This is a genomic window from Roseateles sp. P1_C6 (assembly GCF_056406315.1).
Genome location: NZ_JBFUAK010000005.1, coordinates 341,546 through 354,293, shown reverse-complemented (window position 1 = coordinate 354,293; position 12,748 = coordinate 341,546). Strand labels below are relative to the sequence as shown.

Annotated in this window: 14 protein-coding genes; 8 read left to right on the top strand and 6 right to left on the bottom strand. The window is 72.8% G+C overall.

Annotation, left to right across the window (positions count from 1 at the left end; translation table 11 throughout):
• Nucleotides 1–30 precede the first annotated feature (30 nt).
• Complete coding sequence (locus AC1D29_RS12955; RefSeq protein ID WP_477897889.1) at nucleotides 31–609, bottom strand: HD domain-containing protein; 579 nt, start codon at nucleotides 607–609, stop codon at nucleotides 31–33.
• A gap of 235 nt (nucleotides 610–844) precedes the next feature.
• Here AC1D29_RS12955 and AC1D29_RS12950 point away from each other — a divergent pair, with 235 nt between their 5' ends.
• Genes AC1D29_RS12950 through AC1D29_RS12935 form a run of 4 tightly spaced genes read left to right on the top strand, consistent with a single transcriptional unit; the run spans nucleotide 845 to nucleotide 3,719 of the window.
• Complete coding sequence (locus AC1D29_RS12950; protein WP_477897887.1) at nucleotides 845–1,636, top strand: transporter substrate-binding domain-containing protein; 792 nt, start codon at nucleotides 845–847, stop codon at nucleotides 1,634–1,636.
• Nucleotides 1,636–2,307 carry an amino acid ABC transporter permease gene (locus AC1D29_RS12945; protein ID WP_477898302.1) on the top strand — a complete coding sequence of 224 codons (672 nt, stop codon included), beginning with the start codon at nucleotides 1,636–1,638 and terminating at the stop codon, nucleotides 2,305–2,307. Before AC1D29_RS12950 ends, AC1D29_RS12945 begins: the two co-directional genes overlap by 1 nt.
• Nucleotides 2,300–2,953, top strand: a complete 654-nt coding sequence (locus AC1D29_RS12940) for an amino acid ABC transporter permease (protein ID WP_477897885.1) — start codon at nucleotides 2,300–2,302, stop codon at nucleotides 2,951–2,953. The genes AC1D29_RS12945 and AC1D29_RS12940 overlap by 8 nt, the downstream gene beginning before the upstream one ends.
• A complete protein-coding gene (locus tag AC1D29_RS12935) occupies nucleotides 2,937–3,719 on the top strand; it encodes an amino acid ABC transporter ATP-binding protein (RefSeq protein WP_477897883.1) in 783 nt (260 codons plus the stop codon). The genes AC1D29_RS12940 and AC1D29_RS12935 overlap by 17 nt, the downstream gene beginning before the upstream one ends.
• On the opposite strand, the gene AC1D29_RS12930 is transcribed toward AC1D29_RS12935, so the two are convergent.
• Nucleotides 3,705–4,604, bottom strand: coding sequence for a LysR substrate-binding domain-containing protein (locus AC1D29_RS12930; RefSeq protein WP_477897881.1), 900 nt, complete (start codon nucleotides 4,602–4,604; stop codon nucleotides 3,705–3,707). The two genes, AC1D29_RS12935 and AC1D29_RS12930, sit on opposite strands and share 15 nt — an antisense overlap.
• 45 nt (nucleotides 4,605–4,649) lie before the next feature.
• Here AC1D29_RS12930 and AC1D29_RS12925 point away from each other — a divergent pair, with 45 nt between their 5' ends.
• Nucleotides 4,650–5,435 (top strand): sulfite exporter TauE/SafE family protein, encoded by a 786-nt coding sequence (locus AC1D29_RS12925; RefSeq protein ID WP_477897879.1) that lies wholly within the window; start codon nucleotides 4,650–4,652, stop codon nucleotides 5,433–5,435.
• A gap of 4 nt (nucleotides 5,436–5,439) precedes the next feature.
• Here AC1D29_RS12925 and AC1D29_RS12920 read toward each other — a convergent pair whose 3' ends face one another.
• From AC1D29_RS12920 to AC1D29_RS12905, 4 genes are read right to left on the bottom strand one after another with little or no spacing between them, the layout of a single operon-like run.
• On the bottom strand, nucleotides 5,440–6,594 hold the full coding sequence (locus AC1D29_RS12920) for a serine hydrolase domain-containing protein (protein WP_477897877.1): 1,155 nt from the start codon (nucleotides 6,592–6,594) through the stop codon (nucleotides 5,440–5,442).
• A 28-nt stretch (nucleotides 6,595–6,622) separates the two neighbouring features.
• The gene (locus AC1D29_RS12915; RefSeq protein WP_477897875.1) at nucleotides 6,623–9,136 is read right to left on the bottom strand and encodes an ATP-binding protein; all 2,514 of its coding nucleotides are present in this window, start codon (nucleotides 9,134–9,136) and stop codon (nucleotides 6,623–6,625) included.
• A gap of 8 nt (nucleotides 9,137–9,144) precedes the next feature.
• Complete coding sequence (locus AC1D29_RS12910; RefSeq protein ID WP_477897873.1) at nucleotides 9,145–9,936, bottom strand: ABC transporter substrate-binding protein; 792 nt, start codon at nucleotides 9,934–9,936, stop codon at nucleotides 9,145–9,147.
• 5 nt (nucleotides 9,937–9,941) lie between these two features.
• Nucleotides 9,942–10,610 (bottom strand): HD-GYP domain-containing protein, encoded by a 669-nt coding sequence (locus tag AC1D29_RS12905; protein WP_477897871.1) that lies wholly within the window; start codon nucleotides 10,608–10,610, stop codon nucleotides 9,942–9,944.
• Nucleotides 10,611–10,697: 87 nt separating this feature from the next.
• Here AC1D29_RS12905 and AC1D29_RS12900 point away from each other — a divergent pair, with 87 nt between their 5' ends.
• The 3 genes from AC1D29_RS12900 (at nucleotide 10,698) to AC1D29_RS12890 (ending at nucleotide 12,632) form a co-directional block, all read left to right on the top strand.
• Nucleotides 10,698–11,318, top strand: a complete 621-nt coding sequence (locus AC1D29_RS12900) for a helix-turn-helix domain-containing protein (RefSeq protein ID WP_477897869.1) — start codon at nucleotides 10,698–10,700, stop codon at nucleotides 11,316–11,318.
• 2 nt (nucleotides 11,319–11,320) lie between these two features.
• A complete protein-coding gene (locus AC1D29_RS12895) occupies nucleotides 11,321–12,061 on the top strand; it encodes a DNA-binding transcriptional response regulator (protein ID WP_477897867.1) in 741 nt (246 codons plus the stop codon).
• A 199-nt stretch (nucleotides 12,062–12,260) separates the two neighbouring features.
• Nucleotides 12,261–12,632 (top strand): response regulator, encoded by a 372-nt coding sequence (locus AC1D29_RS12890; RefSeq protein ID WP_477897865.1) that lies wholly within the window; start codon nucleotides 12,261–12,263, stop codon nucleotides 12,630–12,632.
• Nucleotides 12,633–12,748 lie beyond the last annotated feature (116 nt).

Sequence of the window (12,748 nt, the reverse complement as noted above, 5' to 3'; positions counted from 1 at the left end):
GAGGCTAACCCGCCGCGCCCGCCCCCGGCGTCAGGCTTCCATCGCCCGCTTGTAGACCGACTGCTTGGGCACGGCCATCAGCCGCCGCAGCATGGGCTCGAAGAAGCTCAGCGGCAACGCCTCGGCGGCGGGGTCGAAGGCCGGGTTGTCGTAGCGCTCGACGAACTCGGCCGTGCGCTCGAAATGCGCGTGGCCGCGGAACTGCTCGCGCAGATCGCGGTCCAGGCCGATGTGGTGGAAGAAGTTGTGGCCCTGGAAGATGCCGTGCTGCTGCACCATCCACAGGTTGGCTTCACTGACGAAGGGCTTCAGGATGGCCGCGGCGATGTCCGGGTGGTTGAAGCTGCCCAGCGTGTCGCCGATGTCGTGCAGCAGCGCGCAGCAGACGTACTCCTCGTCGCGCCCTTCACGGTGGGCCAGCGTGGCGGTCTGCAGGCAGTGGGTCAGCCGGTCGACCGGGAAGCCGCCGAAGTCGCCGTCCAGCAGGCGCAGGTGGTCCAGCACGCGGTCGGGCAGCGTGCGCGCCATCTTCATGGCCTCGGGCACGATGGCGGCCCAGTCCTCGCGGGTGCTTTCGTCCATGCGGTGGAAGCTGGCGCGTGCGGTCATGGCGGCTCCGGTGGGTGTGGGGCGATTCTGCGTCGCGCGCTGGTGCGGCGCTGTCGCGTTGGGTACGTTGCAGGCACTGTGCTGGTGCCGGGTGAACCAGGGCGGGCGCGGCGCCCGTCCAAGCTTGTGCGCGCGGCGGGGCCGTCAGCGGGGCGGCGCTGGCACGGAAGCTGCGGGTTTGGCGCTGGCTGCAACGACGCAGCCGCCCAATGCCCTTGCTGCCCGGAGCCTTGACATGACCTCGACTTCCTCCCGCCGCCGCCTGCTGCTGGCCGCCGGCCTCGCCCTGCTGACCGCCGGCGCCCAGGCGCAGACCGCGCTGGACACGATCACCAAGAGCAAGACGATCAAGATCGCCGTGCCGACCGACTACCCGCCCTACGGCTTCGTCGGCCCCGACATGGCGCCGCAGGGCCTGGACGTGGCGATGGCCCAGCTCATCGCCGCCAAGCTGGGCGTCAAGGCCGAGCTGGTGCCGGTGACCAGCGCCAACCGCATCCCCTACCTGCAGACCAGGAAGGCCGACCTGGTCATCTCGACGCTGGGCAAGAACCCCGAGCGCGAGAAGGTCATCAACTTCAGCGCCGCCTACGCACCGTTCTACCAGGCGGTATTCGCGGCCAAGAGCCTGCCGATCAAGACCTGGGCCGACCTGGGTGGCAAGAGCGTGGCCGTCACGCGCGGCGCGATGGAGGACCAGGAGCTGGCCAAGGTCGCGCCGGCCACGCTGGACTACAAGCGCTTCGAGGACAACAACGCCACCATCGCTGCCTTTGCCGCGGGCCAGACGCAGCTGCTGGCCACCAGCGCCGCCGTGGCCGGCAACCTGATGCAGCGCAACCCGGGCCTGAACACCGAATACAAGCTGCTGCTGAAGGACAGCCCCTGCTTCGTCGGCGTGGCCAAGGGCGAGGACGCGCTGCTGGCCAAGGTCAACGAGATCATCGCGGCGGCCAAGGCCGGCGGTGAGCTGGAGGCGCTGTCCAAGAAATGGCTGGGCCGCGGCACCGGCGAACTGCCGCTGTGATCAGCTTTGACTTCCTGGCAGTGCTGGCCGAATGGCCGCTGCTGCTGAAAGGCCTGGCGTGGACGCTGGGGCTGACGCTGATCGCCACGCCGCTGGGGCTGGTCATCGCCACACTCGGCGCCTGGTCGCGCGCCAGCGGGCCGGCCTGGCTGCGCCGCGTGCTGGGCGCCTACGTGGAGCTGCTGCGCAACACGCCCTTCATCGTGCAGCTGTTCTTCATCTTCTTCGGCCTGCCGGCCGCGGGCGTGAAGCTGTCGCCCGAGGCCGCGTCGCTGATCGCGATGACGCTGAACCTGGGCGCCTACGGCACCGAGATCCTGCGAGCCGGCATCCAGGCCACGCCGCGCGGGCAGTGGGAGGCCGCGCAGAGCCTGGCGCTCAGCCCCGTGCAGGTGTTCACCCGCGTGGTGCTGCCGCCAGCGCTGCAGCGCGTGTGGCCGGCGCTGACCAGCCAGATCATCATCGTCATGCTGGGCTCGGCGGTGTGCGGGCAGATCTCCACCGAGGAGCTGAGCTACGCGGCCAACCTGATCCAGAGCCGCAACTTCCGCGCCTTCGAGGCCTTCATCATCGCGACGCTGCTGTACCTGGCGCTGGCGATGGCGGCGCGCCGGCTGCTGATGTGGGCCGGCCCGCGCTTCGTCTTCGGCGGAGGCCCGCGCGGTGGTTGAGTTCACGCTCTGGGACATCGTGCGCAACCTGCTGCTGGCGCTGCGCTGGACGGTCGGGTTGTCGGCCATCGCCTTCGTCGGCGGCGGGCTGGTGGGCGGGTTGCTGCTGTGCCTGCGCCTGGGCCTGGGGACGGGCGCGCGGCGTGCCATCGGCTGGTATGTGCAGCTGTTCCAGGGCACGCCGCTCTTGATGCAGCTCTTCCTCGCCTATTTCGGCCTGGCGCTGCTGGGCCTGGAGGTGTCGGCCTGGACGGCCGCGTCGCTGGCGTTGACGCTGTACACCAGCGCCTACCTCGTCGAGATCTGGCGCGGCTGCGTCGAGGCGGTGCCGCGCGGGCAGTGGGAGGCCGCGCGCAGCCTGGCGCTGAACTTCGGCGAGCAGCTGCGCCACGTCATCCTGCCGCAGGCCGGGCGCCTGGCCATCGCGCCGACGGTGGGCTTTCTCGTGCAAGTCATCAAGGGCACGGCGCTGGCGTCGGTCATCGGCTTCATCGAGCTGACCAAGGCCGGCAGCATGATCGCCAACGCGAGCTTCAAGCCCTTCCTGGTCTTCGGCTGCGTGGCGCTGCTGTATTTCGCGCTGTGCTTCCCCGTGAGCCTGTTCGCCCAACATCTGGAAGGCAAAAGCCATGGCCGCTCAACTTGACTACCTGCACCCGGCGCCGGTCGCGCCCACCGGGCCCATCGTGCGCATCACCGCGCTGCGCAAGTCCTACGGCGCCAACGAGGTGCTCAAGGGCATAGACCTCGACGTCATGCCCGGCGAGGTCATCGCCATCATCGGCAAGAGCGGCTCGGGCAAGAGCACGCTGCTGCGTTGCATCAACGGGCTGGAGCAGTTCCAGGACGGCTCCCTCACCGTCAACGGCAAGCCGCTGCTGTACGAGAGCGCGATGGCCATGCGCGCGTTGCGCCAGCAGGTGGGCATGATCTTCCAGGGCTTCAACCTGTTCCCGCACCTCAGCGTGGGTCGCAACGTGATGCTGGCGCCCACGCTGGTGAAGGAGCGCAGCACGGCGGAGGCAGCGAGCCAGGCGCGCGAGCTGCTGGCCCGCGTGGGCCTGGCCGAGAAGTTCGACGCCATGCCCGAGCAGCTCTCCGGCGGCCAGCAGCAGCGCGTGGCCATCGCCCGCGCGCTGGCCATGGAGCCGGCCGTGCTGCTGTGCGACGAGATCACGTCGGCGCTGGACCCGGAGCTGGTGGGCGAGGTGCTGCGCGTCGTCGAGGCGCTGGCCTATGACGGCATGACGCTGCTGATGGTCACGCACGAGATGAGCTTCGCCCGCAAGGTGGCCCACCGCATCATCTTCATGCACCAGGGCCGCGTGCACGAGATCGGCCCGCCTGCCGAGCTGTTCGGTTCGCCCCGCACGCCGGAGCTGAAGCAGTTCCTGTCGTCACTGCACGACTAGCGCGGCCAGCAGGGCCGCCGCGCCCGGCGTCGGTTCGGCAGGGCCGAGGCACAGCAGCAGCCGGCGCCGGGCCCAGGCATCCGAGAGCGGTCGCACGCGCACGTTCTCGTTCGCCAGCCGCTCGGCGGTCAGCGCCGGCACCACGGCCACGCCGACGCCATCGGCAACCAGGCGCAGCAGCGCGTCAAAGCCCTGCACCTGCACGCGGTGGTGCAGGCCGCGGCCCTGCTGCAGCGCGCGGGCCTGCAGGAAGCGGCTCAGGCCCGCCTCGGCCGGCAGCCCGATGAAGGGCTGGGCCAGCAGCTCCGCAAAGGCGATGGGCCGGGCCCGGCCGCGGGCCAGCGCCCTGGGCAGCACGGCGACCAGGCGGTCCTCGCGGAAGGGCTGGATCGTCAATCCTTCGGTGTTGACATAGTCGGCGACGACGCCCAGGTCCGCGCGTTCCTGGCGCATCGCCAACAGCACGTCCTGGCTGTCCAGCTCGCGCATCTCCACGTCGATCTGCGGATGCGCGGCCAGGAAGGGGCCCAGCAGCGGCGGCAGGTGCTCGCTGATGGCGGCGGTGTTGCACAGCAGCCGCACGGTGCTGCGCACGCCATGCGCGTGCGCGGCCATGCCGGCGTGCAGCGCCTCCATCTCGCGCTGCAGCCGGCCGGCGTGGCGCAGCAGGGTGCGGCCGGCGTCGGTCAGCGTGATGCCGGTCTTGGCGCGCTGCATCAGCACGGTGCCGACGGCGGCTTCCAGGGCCTGCAGCCGTGCGCTCGCCGCGGCCAGCGACAGGTGCACGCCGTGCGCGCCGGCCGTGATGGTGCCGCCTTCAGCGACGGCGGCGAACAGGCGCAGGTCGAAGGGGTCGATGCGGTAGTGCGGGTTGCGTGGCGTCATGGCCCATCCTTCGGCAATGCCTGAGGATATGCGCGGCAATGCGTGATGGCCGCCCGCGCCGGCTGCGCCGACGATGCCGGCATGAACGAGATCGAATGGCTGTCGGCGGGCGTGCTGGCGTGGGTGGCGTGCACCTTCCTGCTGGCCGGCTTGGTCAAGGGCGTGTCGGGCATGGGGCTGCCGACGCTGGCGATGGCGCTGCTGAGTCTGCGCCTGCCGGCGGCCGACGCTGCGGCGCTGATGCTGCTGCCGGCGCTGCTGACCAACATCGCCCAGTGCCTGGGCCGGCATGGCGCGGTGCTGGTGCGCCGGCTCTGGCCGCTGTGGGCCGGCCTGGTCCTGGGCACGCTCTTCGCCCCCGTGCCCAGCCTGGAGGCGGGCGACGCCACGGCGCGCCACATGCTGGGCGTGGTGCTGCTGGCCTACGGCGTGCACGGGCTGTGCAGGCCGCGCCTGCCCGAGCTGGGGCGGCTGGCGTCGTGGCTGGGCGCCCCGGCCGGCGCGCTGGGTGGCGCGTTGAGCGCGGCCACCGGCGTCTTCGTGCTGCCGCTGGTGCCGTATCTGCAGGCCCTGCGCTTGAAGCCGCCGATGATGATCCAGGCGCTGGGCATCAGCTTCACGCTGGCGTCGTTGGCGCTGGCGGCGCGCCTGGGTGGGCTGGGCGCGGCCGCGCCGCCCGAGCCGCTGTCCTGCGGCCTGGCCTTGCTGGCGGCGTTTGCCGGGATGGGCCTGGGCGCGCGCCTGCGCGGGCGCCTGCCGGCGCTGCTGTTCCAGCGGGTGCTGTATGCCGTCTTCCTGTTGCTGGGCCTGCTGATGCTGGCGCGTGGCTAGCGCCTCAAGGCGCCACGCCGGCCGCCTGGGCCGCCAGCGTGCCCAGCTCGCCGTACAGCGGCAGCACGTTCGTGCCCAGGCCGGGGTGCACGCGGTTGGACAGCAGCACGAAGAAGCTCTGGCTGGTCGGGTCCAGCCAGAACGCGCAGCCGGTGAAGCCGGTGTGGCCGAAGCTGGTGGGCGGGTACAGGCTGCCGCGCGGGCGCGAGTAGGGCGAGGCGATGTCCCAGCCCATGCCGCGCCGCTCGGCGATGGCGGCAGGGGACTGCACGGTGGTCAGCAGCGCGACGCTGTCCGCCGACAGCAGGCGGCGGCCGTCGGGGGCCACGCCGCCGGCCAGCAGCATGCGCGCAAAGCGGGCCAGGTCGGCCGTCGTCGTGAACAGGCCCGCATGGCCGGCCACGCCGCCCATCTTGCGGGCGGTCGGGTCGTGCACGTCGCCGCGCAACAGCCGGCCGTCGGCCAGGCGCTCGGTCGGCGCGATGCGCGCTGCGGGCATGCGGCGCAGCGGCAGGTAGCCGCTGTCGGCCATGCCCAGCGGCTGGAACAATGCCTGCTCGGCGAACTGTTCCAGCGGCATGCCACTCTGGCGCGCGACGATGAGGCCCAGCAGGATGTAGTTGACGTCCGAGTAGCGGAACAGCGTGCCCGGTGGCGCGGTCAACGGCAGGCCGCAGGCGATGCGTTGCGCGTCGGCCAGCCCGGCCCAGTCGCCGGCGCCGTTGCCCGGCAGGCTGGCGGGCAGGCCCGAGCTGTGCGTGAGCAGCTGGCGCAGCGTGATGGCGGCCTTGTCGGCGCCGCCGCAGTCGGGCAGGTAGCGCTGCAGCGGCGCTTCCACGTCGAGCAGGCCGCGCTCGCGCAGCAGCTGCACCAGCGTGGCCGTGACGACCGGCTTGGTCAGCGAGGCGGCGTCGAAGACGGTGGCTTCGTCCAGCGGCTCGGGCGCCGGGTCGACGGCGCGCTGGCCGTAGGCGCGGTGGTGGCTGCCGTGGCCCACGCGCTCCATCCACAGCGCGGCGCCCGGCAGCTGGCCCTGGGCGACGAAGCGTTCGACGGCCCGGTCGGCCTGGGCCAGCGGCGCGGGCGGCAGCGTGGGCGGGTGGGCGCAGCCGGCCAGCAGGGCGGCGGGCAGCAGCCACGCGGTGAGGGTGATTTTCATGAGCGCGGATTCTGCGATCTGCGCGGCATCAGAGCGCCGCCGCCGTGGTGTCGCCGAAGTGCGTGGCCGGCAGCGTCAGCGAGATGACGGCGCCGCCGCCGTCGCGGTTGGCGGCCCAGATGCGGCCCCCGTGCGCCTGGGCGATGCGCCGGCAGATCGCCAGCCCCAGGCCCGTGCCGCCGGCGGCGCTCTTGGTGGCGCTGGACTGCACGAAGGCTTCGAAGATGCTTTCCAGCTCGTCCGGCGGGATGCCGGGCCCGCGGTCGGCGACGGCGATGCGCACGTCGCCGTCCTCGTCGTGGCCGGCGGTCAGTTCGATGCGGCCGCCTTCCGGCGAGAAGCGGATGGCGTTGGCCAGCAGGTTGCGCAGCAGCTGCTGCAGGCGCAGCGGGTCGGCCAGCACGATGAGGTCGTCGTCGCCCAGCTGGGCGTGCAGCGTCAGCTGGCGGGCGGCCAGCAGCGGCGCCAGTTCGCGCCCGACCTCGGTGGCCAGCGGGCGCAGGTCCAGGCGCTCGGGCTTGATGGGCTCGGCGCCATGCTCGATCTTGCTCAGGTCCAGCAGGTCGTTGACGAGGCTGAGCATGCGCTGGCCGGCGCCGTGCACGTCGGCGAACAGCTCGGCCAGGCGCGGCTGTTCGCGCGCGCGCCGGGCGCCGATCTCGGAGAAGCCGAGGATGGACTGCAGCGGCGTGCGCAACTCATGGCTGACGTTGGCGATGAAGTCGGACTTGGCGCGCGACGCCTCCAGCGCGGCGTCACGTGCAGCGCGGGTGGCGCGCTCGGCCTCGCGGAAGTCGCTGATGTCCATGAAGCAGGCGACGATGCCCATGGGCCGGCCACGCGCGTCGGGGAAGGTGGACTTGCTGACGAAGAGGTCGCGCCGGCGGCCGTCGCTGCCGTGCCAGGTGGTCTCGTAGTTGGCCTCGCCGCCTCGCGCCAGCAGTTCGGCGTCGCGCGCATCGTGCAGCGCGGCCTCGTCGGGACGCTGGTAGGTCGTGGCGCGGCGGCCCAGCACCTCGCCGCGCTTGCGGCCGGTGAACTGCTCCCAGGCCCGGTTGACGTCCAGGTAGCGGTTGTCGCCGTCCAGCACCGACATCGGCAGCGGGCTGCTGGCCAGCAGCGAGCGTGCCAGACCCAGCTGGGCGCGCAGCTCGGCCTGGGCGCGCATCAGGCTGCTGACGTCGGCGGCGCTGCCCACCCATTCCAGCGCGCCGGCGTCGCGGCGCAGTGGTACCAGGTGGATCTCGAAGCTGCGCGCCTGGCCGTCGGGCGCGATCCAGTCCGCGCGCACCTGGTGGGGCAGGGCCTCGTCGGCAGCGCAGGCGTCGAACGGCGCCGCCACGGCGGGCGCGCCACCGAACAACTCCTGCAGCGGCCGCCCCAGCATCTGTGCGACCGGATGGCCGCTGAGTCGGGCATAGCCTTCGTTGATGAAGGTCACGCGGCCCGCCGCGTCGGTGCGGAACAGCAGGTCGTGCACGCTGCCGAAGATGGCGCTGAGCTCGCGTTCACGCTCGGCCACCTGGCGCTGCGCGTGGTCCAGCTCCAGCTGCGAGCGCTCGCGCGCCCGCAGCGCCGCCGCGCCGACGCCCGACAGCGCCAGCAGCGCCGCCGCGATGCCCAGCGCCGGCAGGCCGAGGTCGCGCACCGTCGCCAGCCACTGGGCGCGCAGCTGCGCCTCTGGCAGCTCGACGAGGACCACGAAGGGCCGGGCGCGCAGCGCGCGGTAGGCGCCGAGCTGTGTCGCCTCGCGCAGGCCCGGGCCGTCCCAGCGGCCGTGTTCGCTGCCGGCGCGCACCTGCGCCAGCGGCGCGCCGGGCGCCAGCAACCGCCCTGCGCGCTCGCCGGCCAGGTGCTCGGCGCCGGCCGTCGCGGCCAGCAGGCCGCCGTCCAGGTCGACCAGCGCCGCCGCGGCCTGCGGGTCGTTCAGCGTCAGTTGCTGGAAGTTGGCCAGCGCATCCGGGTTCAGCAGCGCGGCCAGCAGCGCCGGCCGGCCGGCGTCGCCGGCACCGGCCAGGCGCAGCGTGCGCAGCACCGGGATGAAGCCGACACCGGGCGGCACGACGGCGCCCGCGCCCGAATCCGCCAGCCCGGCCAGGCTGCGCGCGGCGATGAAGCTGCCGACCGAGTCGCGCCCGGCGGCCGGCCAGCGGCCCAGGGCGGTGGGCGCGATCTGCGCGCCGCGGTCGGCGGGGTCGGCGGCGGCGAGCACGCGGCCCGATTCGTCCAGCAGCGCGATGCCGCGCAGGAAGCCCAGGCTGGCCTGGGTCTGGCCCAGCAGCGCCTGCAGCACCTCGGGCGGCGCGCCGCGCTCGGCGACGTCGGCCAGGCCCACCAGGGCGATCTGCGTCGCGTCGAGGCTGCGGCTGGCGTGGTCTTCCAGCACGCGCGTGAGCAAGGCCTGGCGCGCGGCGGCCTCGGTGGCCAGCTCGCGCTTCTCGCGCCACAGGTTGTAGCCGGTGCCCGCCAGCAGCGTCGCCGCAAGCAGCGCGCCGGCGCCGGCGGTGATGATGCTCGGACGCCATCGGCTGCGATGCGGCATCGGAAAACTCAGTGCGTGCGAACGATGGCGCTGAGGCCGTGGCGTTTGGCGGCGGCCTGCAGGCGGCCATCGCGCTGGATGCGGGCGACGAAGTCGTCAACCACGGTCAGCCAGCCGGCGTCGCCAGGCTTGACCGCATAGGCATAGGGCAGCACGTGAAAGGGCGCGGTCGGCGCGACCAGGCGGGCCCAGTCGGCGTTGTCCAGCAGGCGGCGGCTGTAGGGGTAGTCGGTCATGAAGGCGTCGACGCGGCCGGCCTCGAGCTCGCGTTCACGCGTGTTCGGGGGCCGCACGACCACGAGGGTAGCCTGCTTCAGCGCCTCCGCCATCACCGGCTCCATGAAGGTGCCGGCCTGCACGGCGATGCGCACGCCGGGCCGGTCCAGGTCCTGCCAGCGCTGCACGACGCGGCTGCTGTGCGTCGTGACGGCGTAGATGTCGCTTTCCAGGTAGGGGCGGCTGAAGCGCAGCTGGCGGGCGCGCTGCGGCGTCACGCCGACGGCGAACATGGCCACGTCGCAGCGGTCCTGCAGCAGGTCGTCGACGAGGCTGGCGAAGGAGGAGTCGACGTAGCGCGGCGTGGCCTGCAGGTCGGCGGCCAGCGCGGCGGAGAGGTCGATGTCAATGCCCGACAGCTGGCCGGTGCGCGGGTGGCGCAGCGAGACGCCGTAGTAGTCGGGCCAGATGCACACGCGCAGCTCGCCGCTGTCGCGCACGCGCTGGGCGACCGTGGTGGGCGCCGCGCCTGCGGTCAACCAGGCGCAGCTCAGCGCAAAGCTCAGGGCGCGGGCGAGCGCCAACCGCCTCACAAGCCCATCCCGCGCCAGGCGTCGCCCGGTCCGGGCGCGCCGATGCGGTCGCGCAGGCCGATCAGCTCGGTCGCGTGGGTGATGAAGGCGTCGACGATGGCGGGGTCGAAAGCGCTGCCGGCCTGTTCGGCCAGCATGGCCAGCGCGCGGTCGTCGGCGCGCGCCGGGCGGAAGCGCCGGCACATCGTCAGGGCGTCGAAATAGTCCACGACGGCAACGATACGCGCGGACAGCGGAATGGTCTTGCCTCGCAGACCCTGGGGGTAGCCGTTGCCGTCCCAGCGCTCGCGGTGGTGCAGCGCGATCTCGGCGGCCAGCGCGAACAGCGGCAGCGTGGAGCGGCCCAGCAGCGCGGCGCCGCGCTGCGGCTGGGCGTGGCGGCGGCGGCGCTGTTCGGCGGCGGTCAGCGGCCAGGGCGGCTCGAAGGCGGCGGCGGTCGGGTCGAACTCGCCGATGTCGTGCAGCGGCGCGGCCAGGCGCAGCAGCTGCGCGGTGTCGGCGTCCAGCCCCAGGTGCCGGCCCAGCGCCTCGGCCAGGCGGCCCAGGCGCACGCGGTGGGCGCGGCTCTCCTCGTCCGGGCTGGCAGCCGCAGCGCCGCCACGCCGCGGCGACGCCATCGTGGCGGTCAGCGGTGCGGGCGGATCAAAGGTGAGGGTGGACGGCATGACGGGCTCCGGTCTGGACTCGGATTGTCGAATGTTATCGTTTTTATCAAATAACCCGGCTCGTCGGGAGCTGGTGAATTCGGCAAAATGTCGCGTGTGAACCGCACCGCATCCGTGCCCGATACCTGCTCGACCACCGAGGCCGCCCAGCGCCTGGGCATGGCCGTGCGTTCCGTGCAGCTGATGGTGGACCGCGGCGAGCTGCAGGCCTGGAAGACGCCCGGCGGCCACCGCCGCATCCTGCGCAGCTCGCTGGAGGCGTGGCTGGCGTCGCGCGCCGCGCCGGCGGCAGCCGTGCCGCCACCGGTGGCCGCCAGCGGCGCGCGGCCGACGACGCTGCTGCTGATCGAGGACTCGGTGCATTTCCAGAACCTCATCAGCCTGGTCGTGAAGCGGGAGCTGCCCGACGCCGAGCTGCATGTCGCCTCCGACGGCATCGCCGGCCTGGCGATGGCGGGCCGGCTGGAGCCCGACCTGCTGCTCATCGACATCCTGCTGCCGGGCATCGACGGCGCCGCGCTGATCACCAGCCTGCGCTCGCACCCGCAGTTCGCGCGCAGCCGCCTCGTCGTCGTCACGGCGCTGGACGAAGCCCAGCGCGAGCCCTTCCGCTTCGCGCTGGAGGGCGTGCCGGTGGTGCACAAGACGGCGCTCGTCACCGAGCTGCCGCCCCTGCTGGCGCAGCTCGCCGCGGCGCTGCCGGCCTGAAGATGCCCGCGCGTCTGCTGCTCGTCGAGGATGACGCCTCGATCGCGCGCTTCGTCGAGCTGGCGCTGGAGGAGCTGCCCGGCCACGACGCGGCCGCGCCGGCGGTCGAGCTGCACCTGGTGCGCAGCCTGGCCGAGGCGCGCGCCGCACTGGGGGGCGGCGGCTGGCAGCTGGTCATCAGCGACCTGATGCTGCCCGACGGCTCCGCCGACGCGCTGCTGGCCGAGGGCTTGGCGCGCGCCGCGGGTGCGCCGCCCTGGGTCGTCTTCAGCGCCGGCGTGCACGAGGACCGCCACGCCGAGCTGGCCGCGCTGGGCGTCGCGCACACACTGCGCAAGCCGGTGCCGCTGGTTGAGTTGCTCGACACCATTGCCCGGCTGCTGCGCGGCGGTGCCGCAAGGGGGGCAGGGGACATGGCGGCCGCCGAGGTCGACCCGGTGCAGCGGCATTTCGGTGGCGACCGCGCCATGTACGAGAGCTTTCGCGCCGGCTGCATCGCCCGTTTTGCCGACGACCTGGCGCAGGGCGATGCGGTCGCGGCCGGCGCCGACGCGGCCGCGCTGCAGCGCGTGGCCCATGGCCTGAAGGCGGTGCTCGAACTGATCGGCCAGCCGCAGCTGGCGGCCCAGGCCCGCGCGCTGGAAGACGCGGCCGCGGCCTGGGTGCCCGGCGCGCCATGGCCGCCGGGCTGGGCCGGGCTGGCCCAGGGGCTGACCGACTTGGGCGCGCGCCGCCACCCCTGAGCGCGGGAGTCCGGCCGGCCAAGCCGCAATATTTGGCAAATCCAGGGGCGACCGCTCATTTTTTCGCGCAGGCTTGTTCGTTGATATCAATAAATTTGATAATCACGGCAAATATTGAGGCTGTTCATGACCCGTCATCGCCCCACTCCGCTGCCCACCCGTTCCCTGCGCCTGCAACGTGGCGCGCCCTGAGGTCGGCATGGCGATGCGTGTGGTGCTCTATGTCGAGGACGACCCGGTCAGCGCGATGCTGATGCAGGGCATCCTGGAACTGCGGTCGGGCTGCCAGCTGCAGGTGGCGCGCAGCGGCGCGGAGGCACGGCGCTTCGTGGCCGACCACCGTGTCGACCTGCTGCTGTGCGACCTGCGCCTGCCCGATGTCGCGGGTGATGCATTGCTGGCCGAACTGCGTGCCGCCGGCCTGCCCGCCGCCGTGCCGGCCCTGCTGGTGACCGCGGAGTCCGAGTACGTGGCCGCGGAGCTGGCCCGCGGTGCCGGTTTCGACGGCCATTGGACCAAGCCGCTGGACGTGGCGGCCACGCTGCGCAGCGTGGAGCGCTGGCTGGGGTGAGGCCTCTCGTGCGGCCCGACACGCCGGCCGCAGTGTCACCCTGACACAAATCTTTGCGCATCGGCCACAAGGCCTTGCGTGATCGGCGGGATGCTCCGGCAAACGACGGAGAGAAG

Bases quoted from the DNA above. Each gene is read 5' to 3' on its own strand.
- AC1D29_RS12905 (WP_477897871.1), bottom strand. From the start codon at position 10,610: ATGCCGTCCACCCTCACCTTTGATCCGCCCGCACCGCTGACCGCCACG.
- AC1D29_RS12930 (WP_477897881.1), bottom strand. From the start codon at position 4,604: ATGACGCCACGCAACCCGCACTACCGCATCGACCCCTTCGACCTGCGC.
- AC1D29_RS12915 (WP_477897875.1), bottom strand. From the start codon at position 9,136: ATGCCGCATCGCAGCCGATGGCGTCCGAGCATCATCACCGCCGGCGCC.
- AC1D29_RS12935 (WP_477897883.1), top strand. From the start codon at position 2,937: ATGGCCGCTCAACTTGACTACCTGCACCCGGCGCCGGTCGCGCCCACC.
- AC1D29_RS12900 (WP_477897869.1), top strand. From the start codon at position 10,698: ATGTCGCGTGTGAACCGCACCGCATCCGTGCCCGATACCTGCTCGACC.
- AC1D29_RS12955 (WP_477897889.1), bottom strand. From the start codon at position 609: ATGACCGCACGCGCCAGCTTCCACCGCATGGACGAAAGCACCCGCGAG.
- AC1D29_RS12895 (WP_477897867.1), top strand. From the start codon at position 11,321: ATGCCCGCGCGTCTGCTGCTCGTCGAGGATGACGCCTCGATCGCGCGC.
- AC1D29_RS12950 (WP_477897887.1), top strand. From the start codon at position 845: ATGACCTCGACTTCCTCCCGCCGCCGCCTGCTGCTGGCCGCCGGCCTC.
- AC1D29_RS12890 (WP_477897865.1), top strand. From the start codon at position 12,261: ATGGCGATGCGTGTGGTGCTCTATGTCGAGGACGACCCGGTCAGCGCG.
- AC1D29_RS12920 (WP_477897877.1), bottom strand. From the start codon at position 6,594: ATGAAAATCACCCTCACCGCGTGGCTGCTGCCCGCCGCCCTGCTGGCC.
- AC1D29_RS12925 (WP_477897879.1), top strand. From the start codon at position 4,650: ATGGCCGCCCGCGCCGGCTGCGCCGACGATGCCGGCATGAACGAGATC.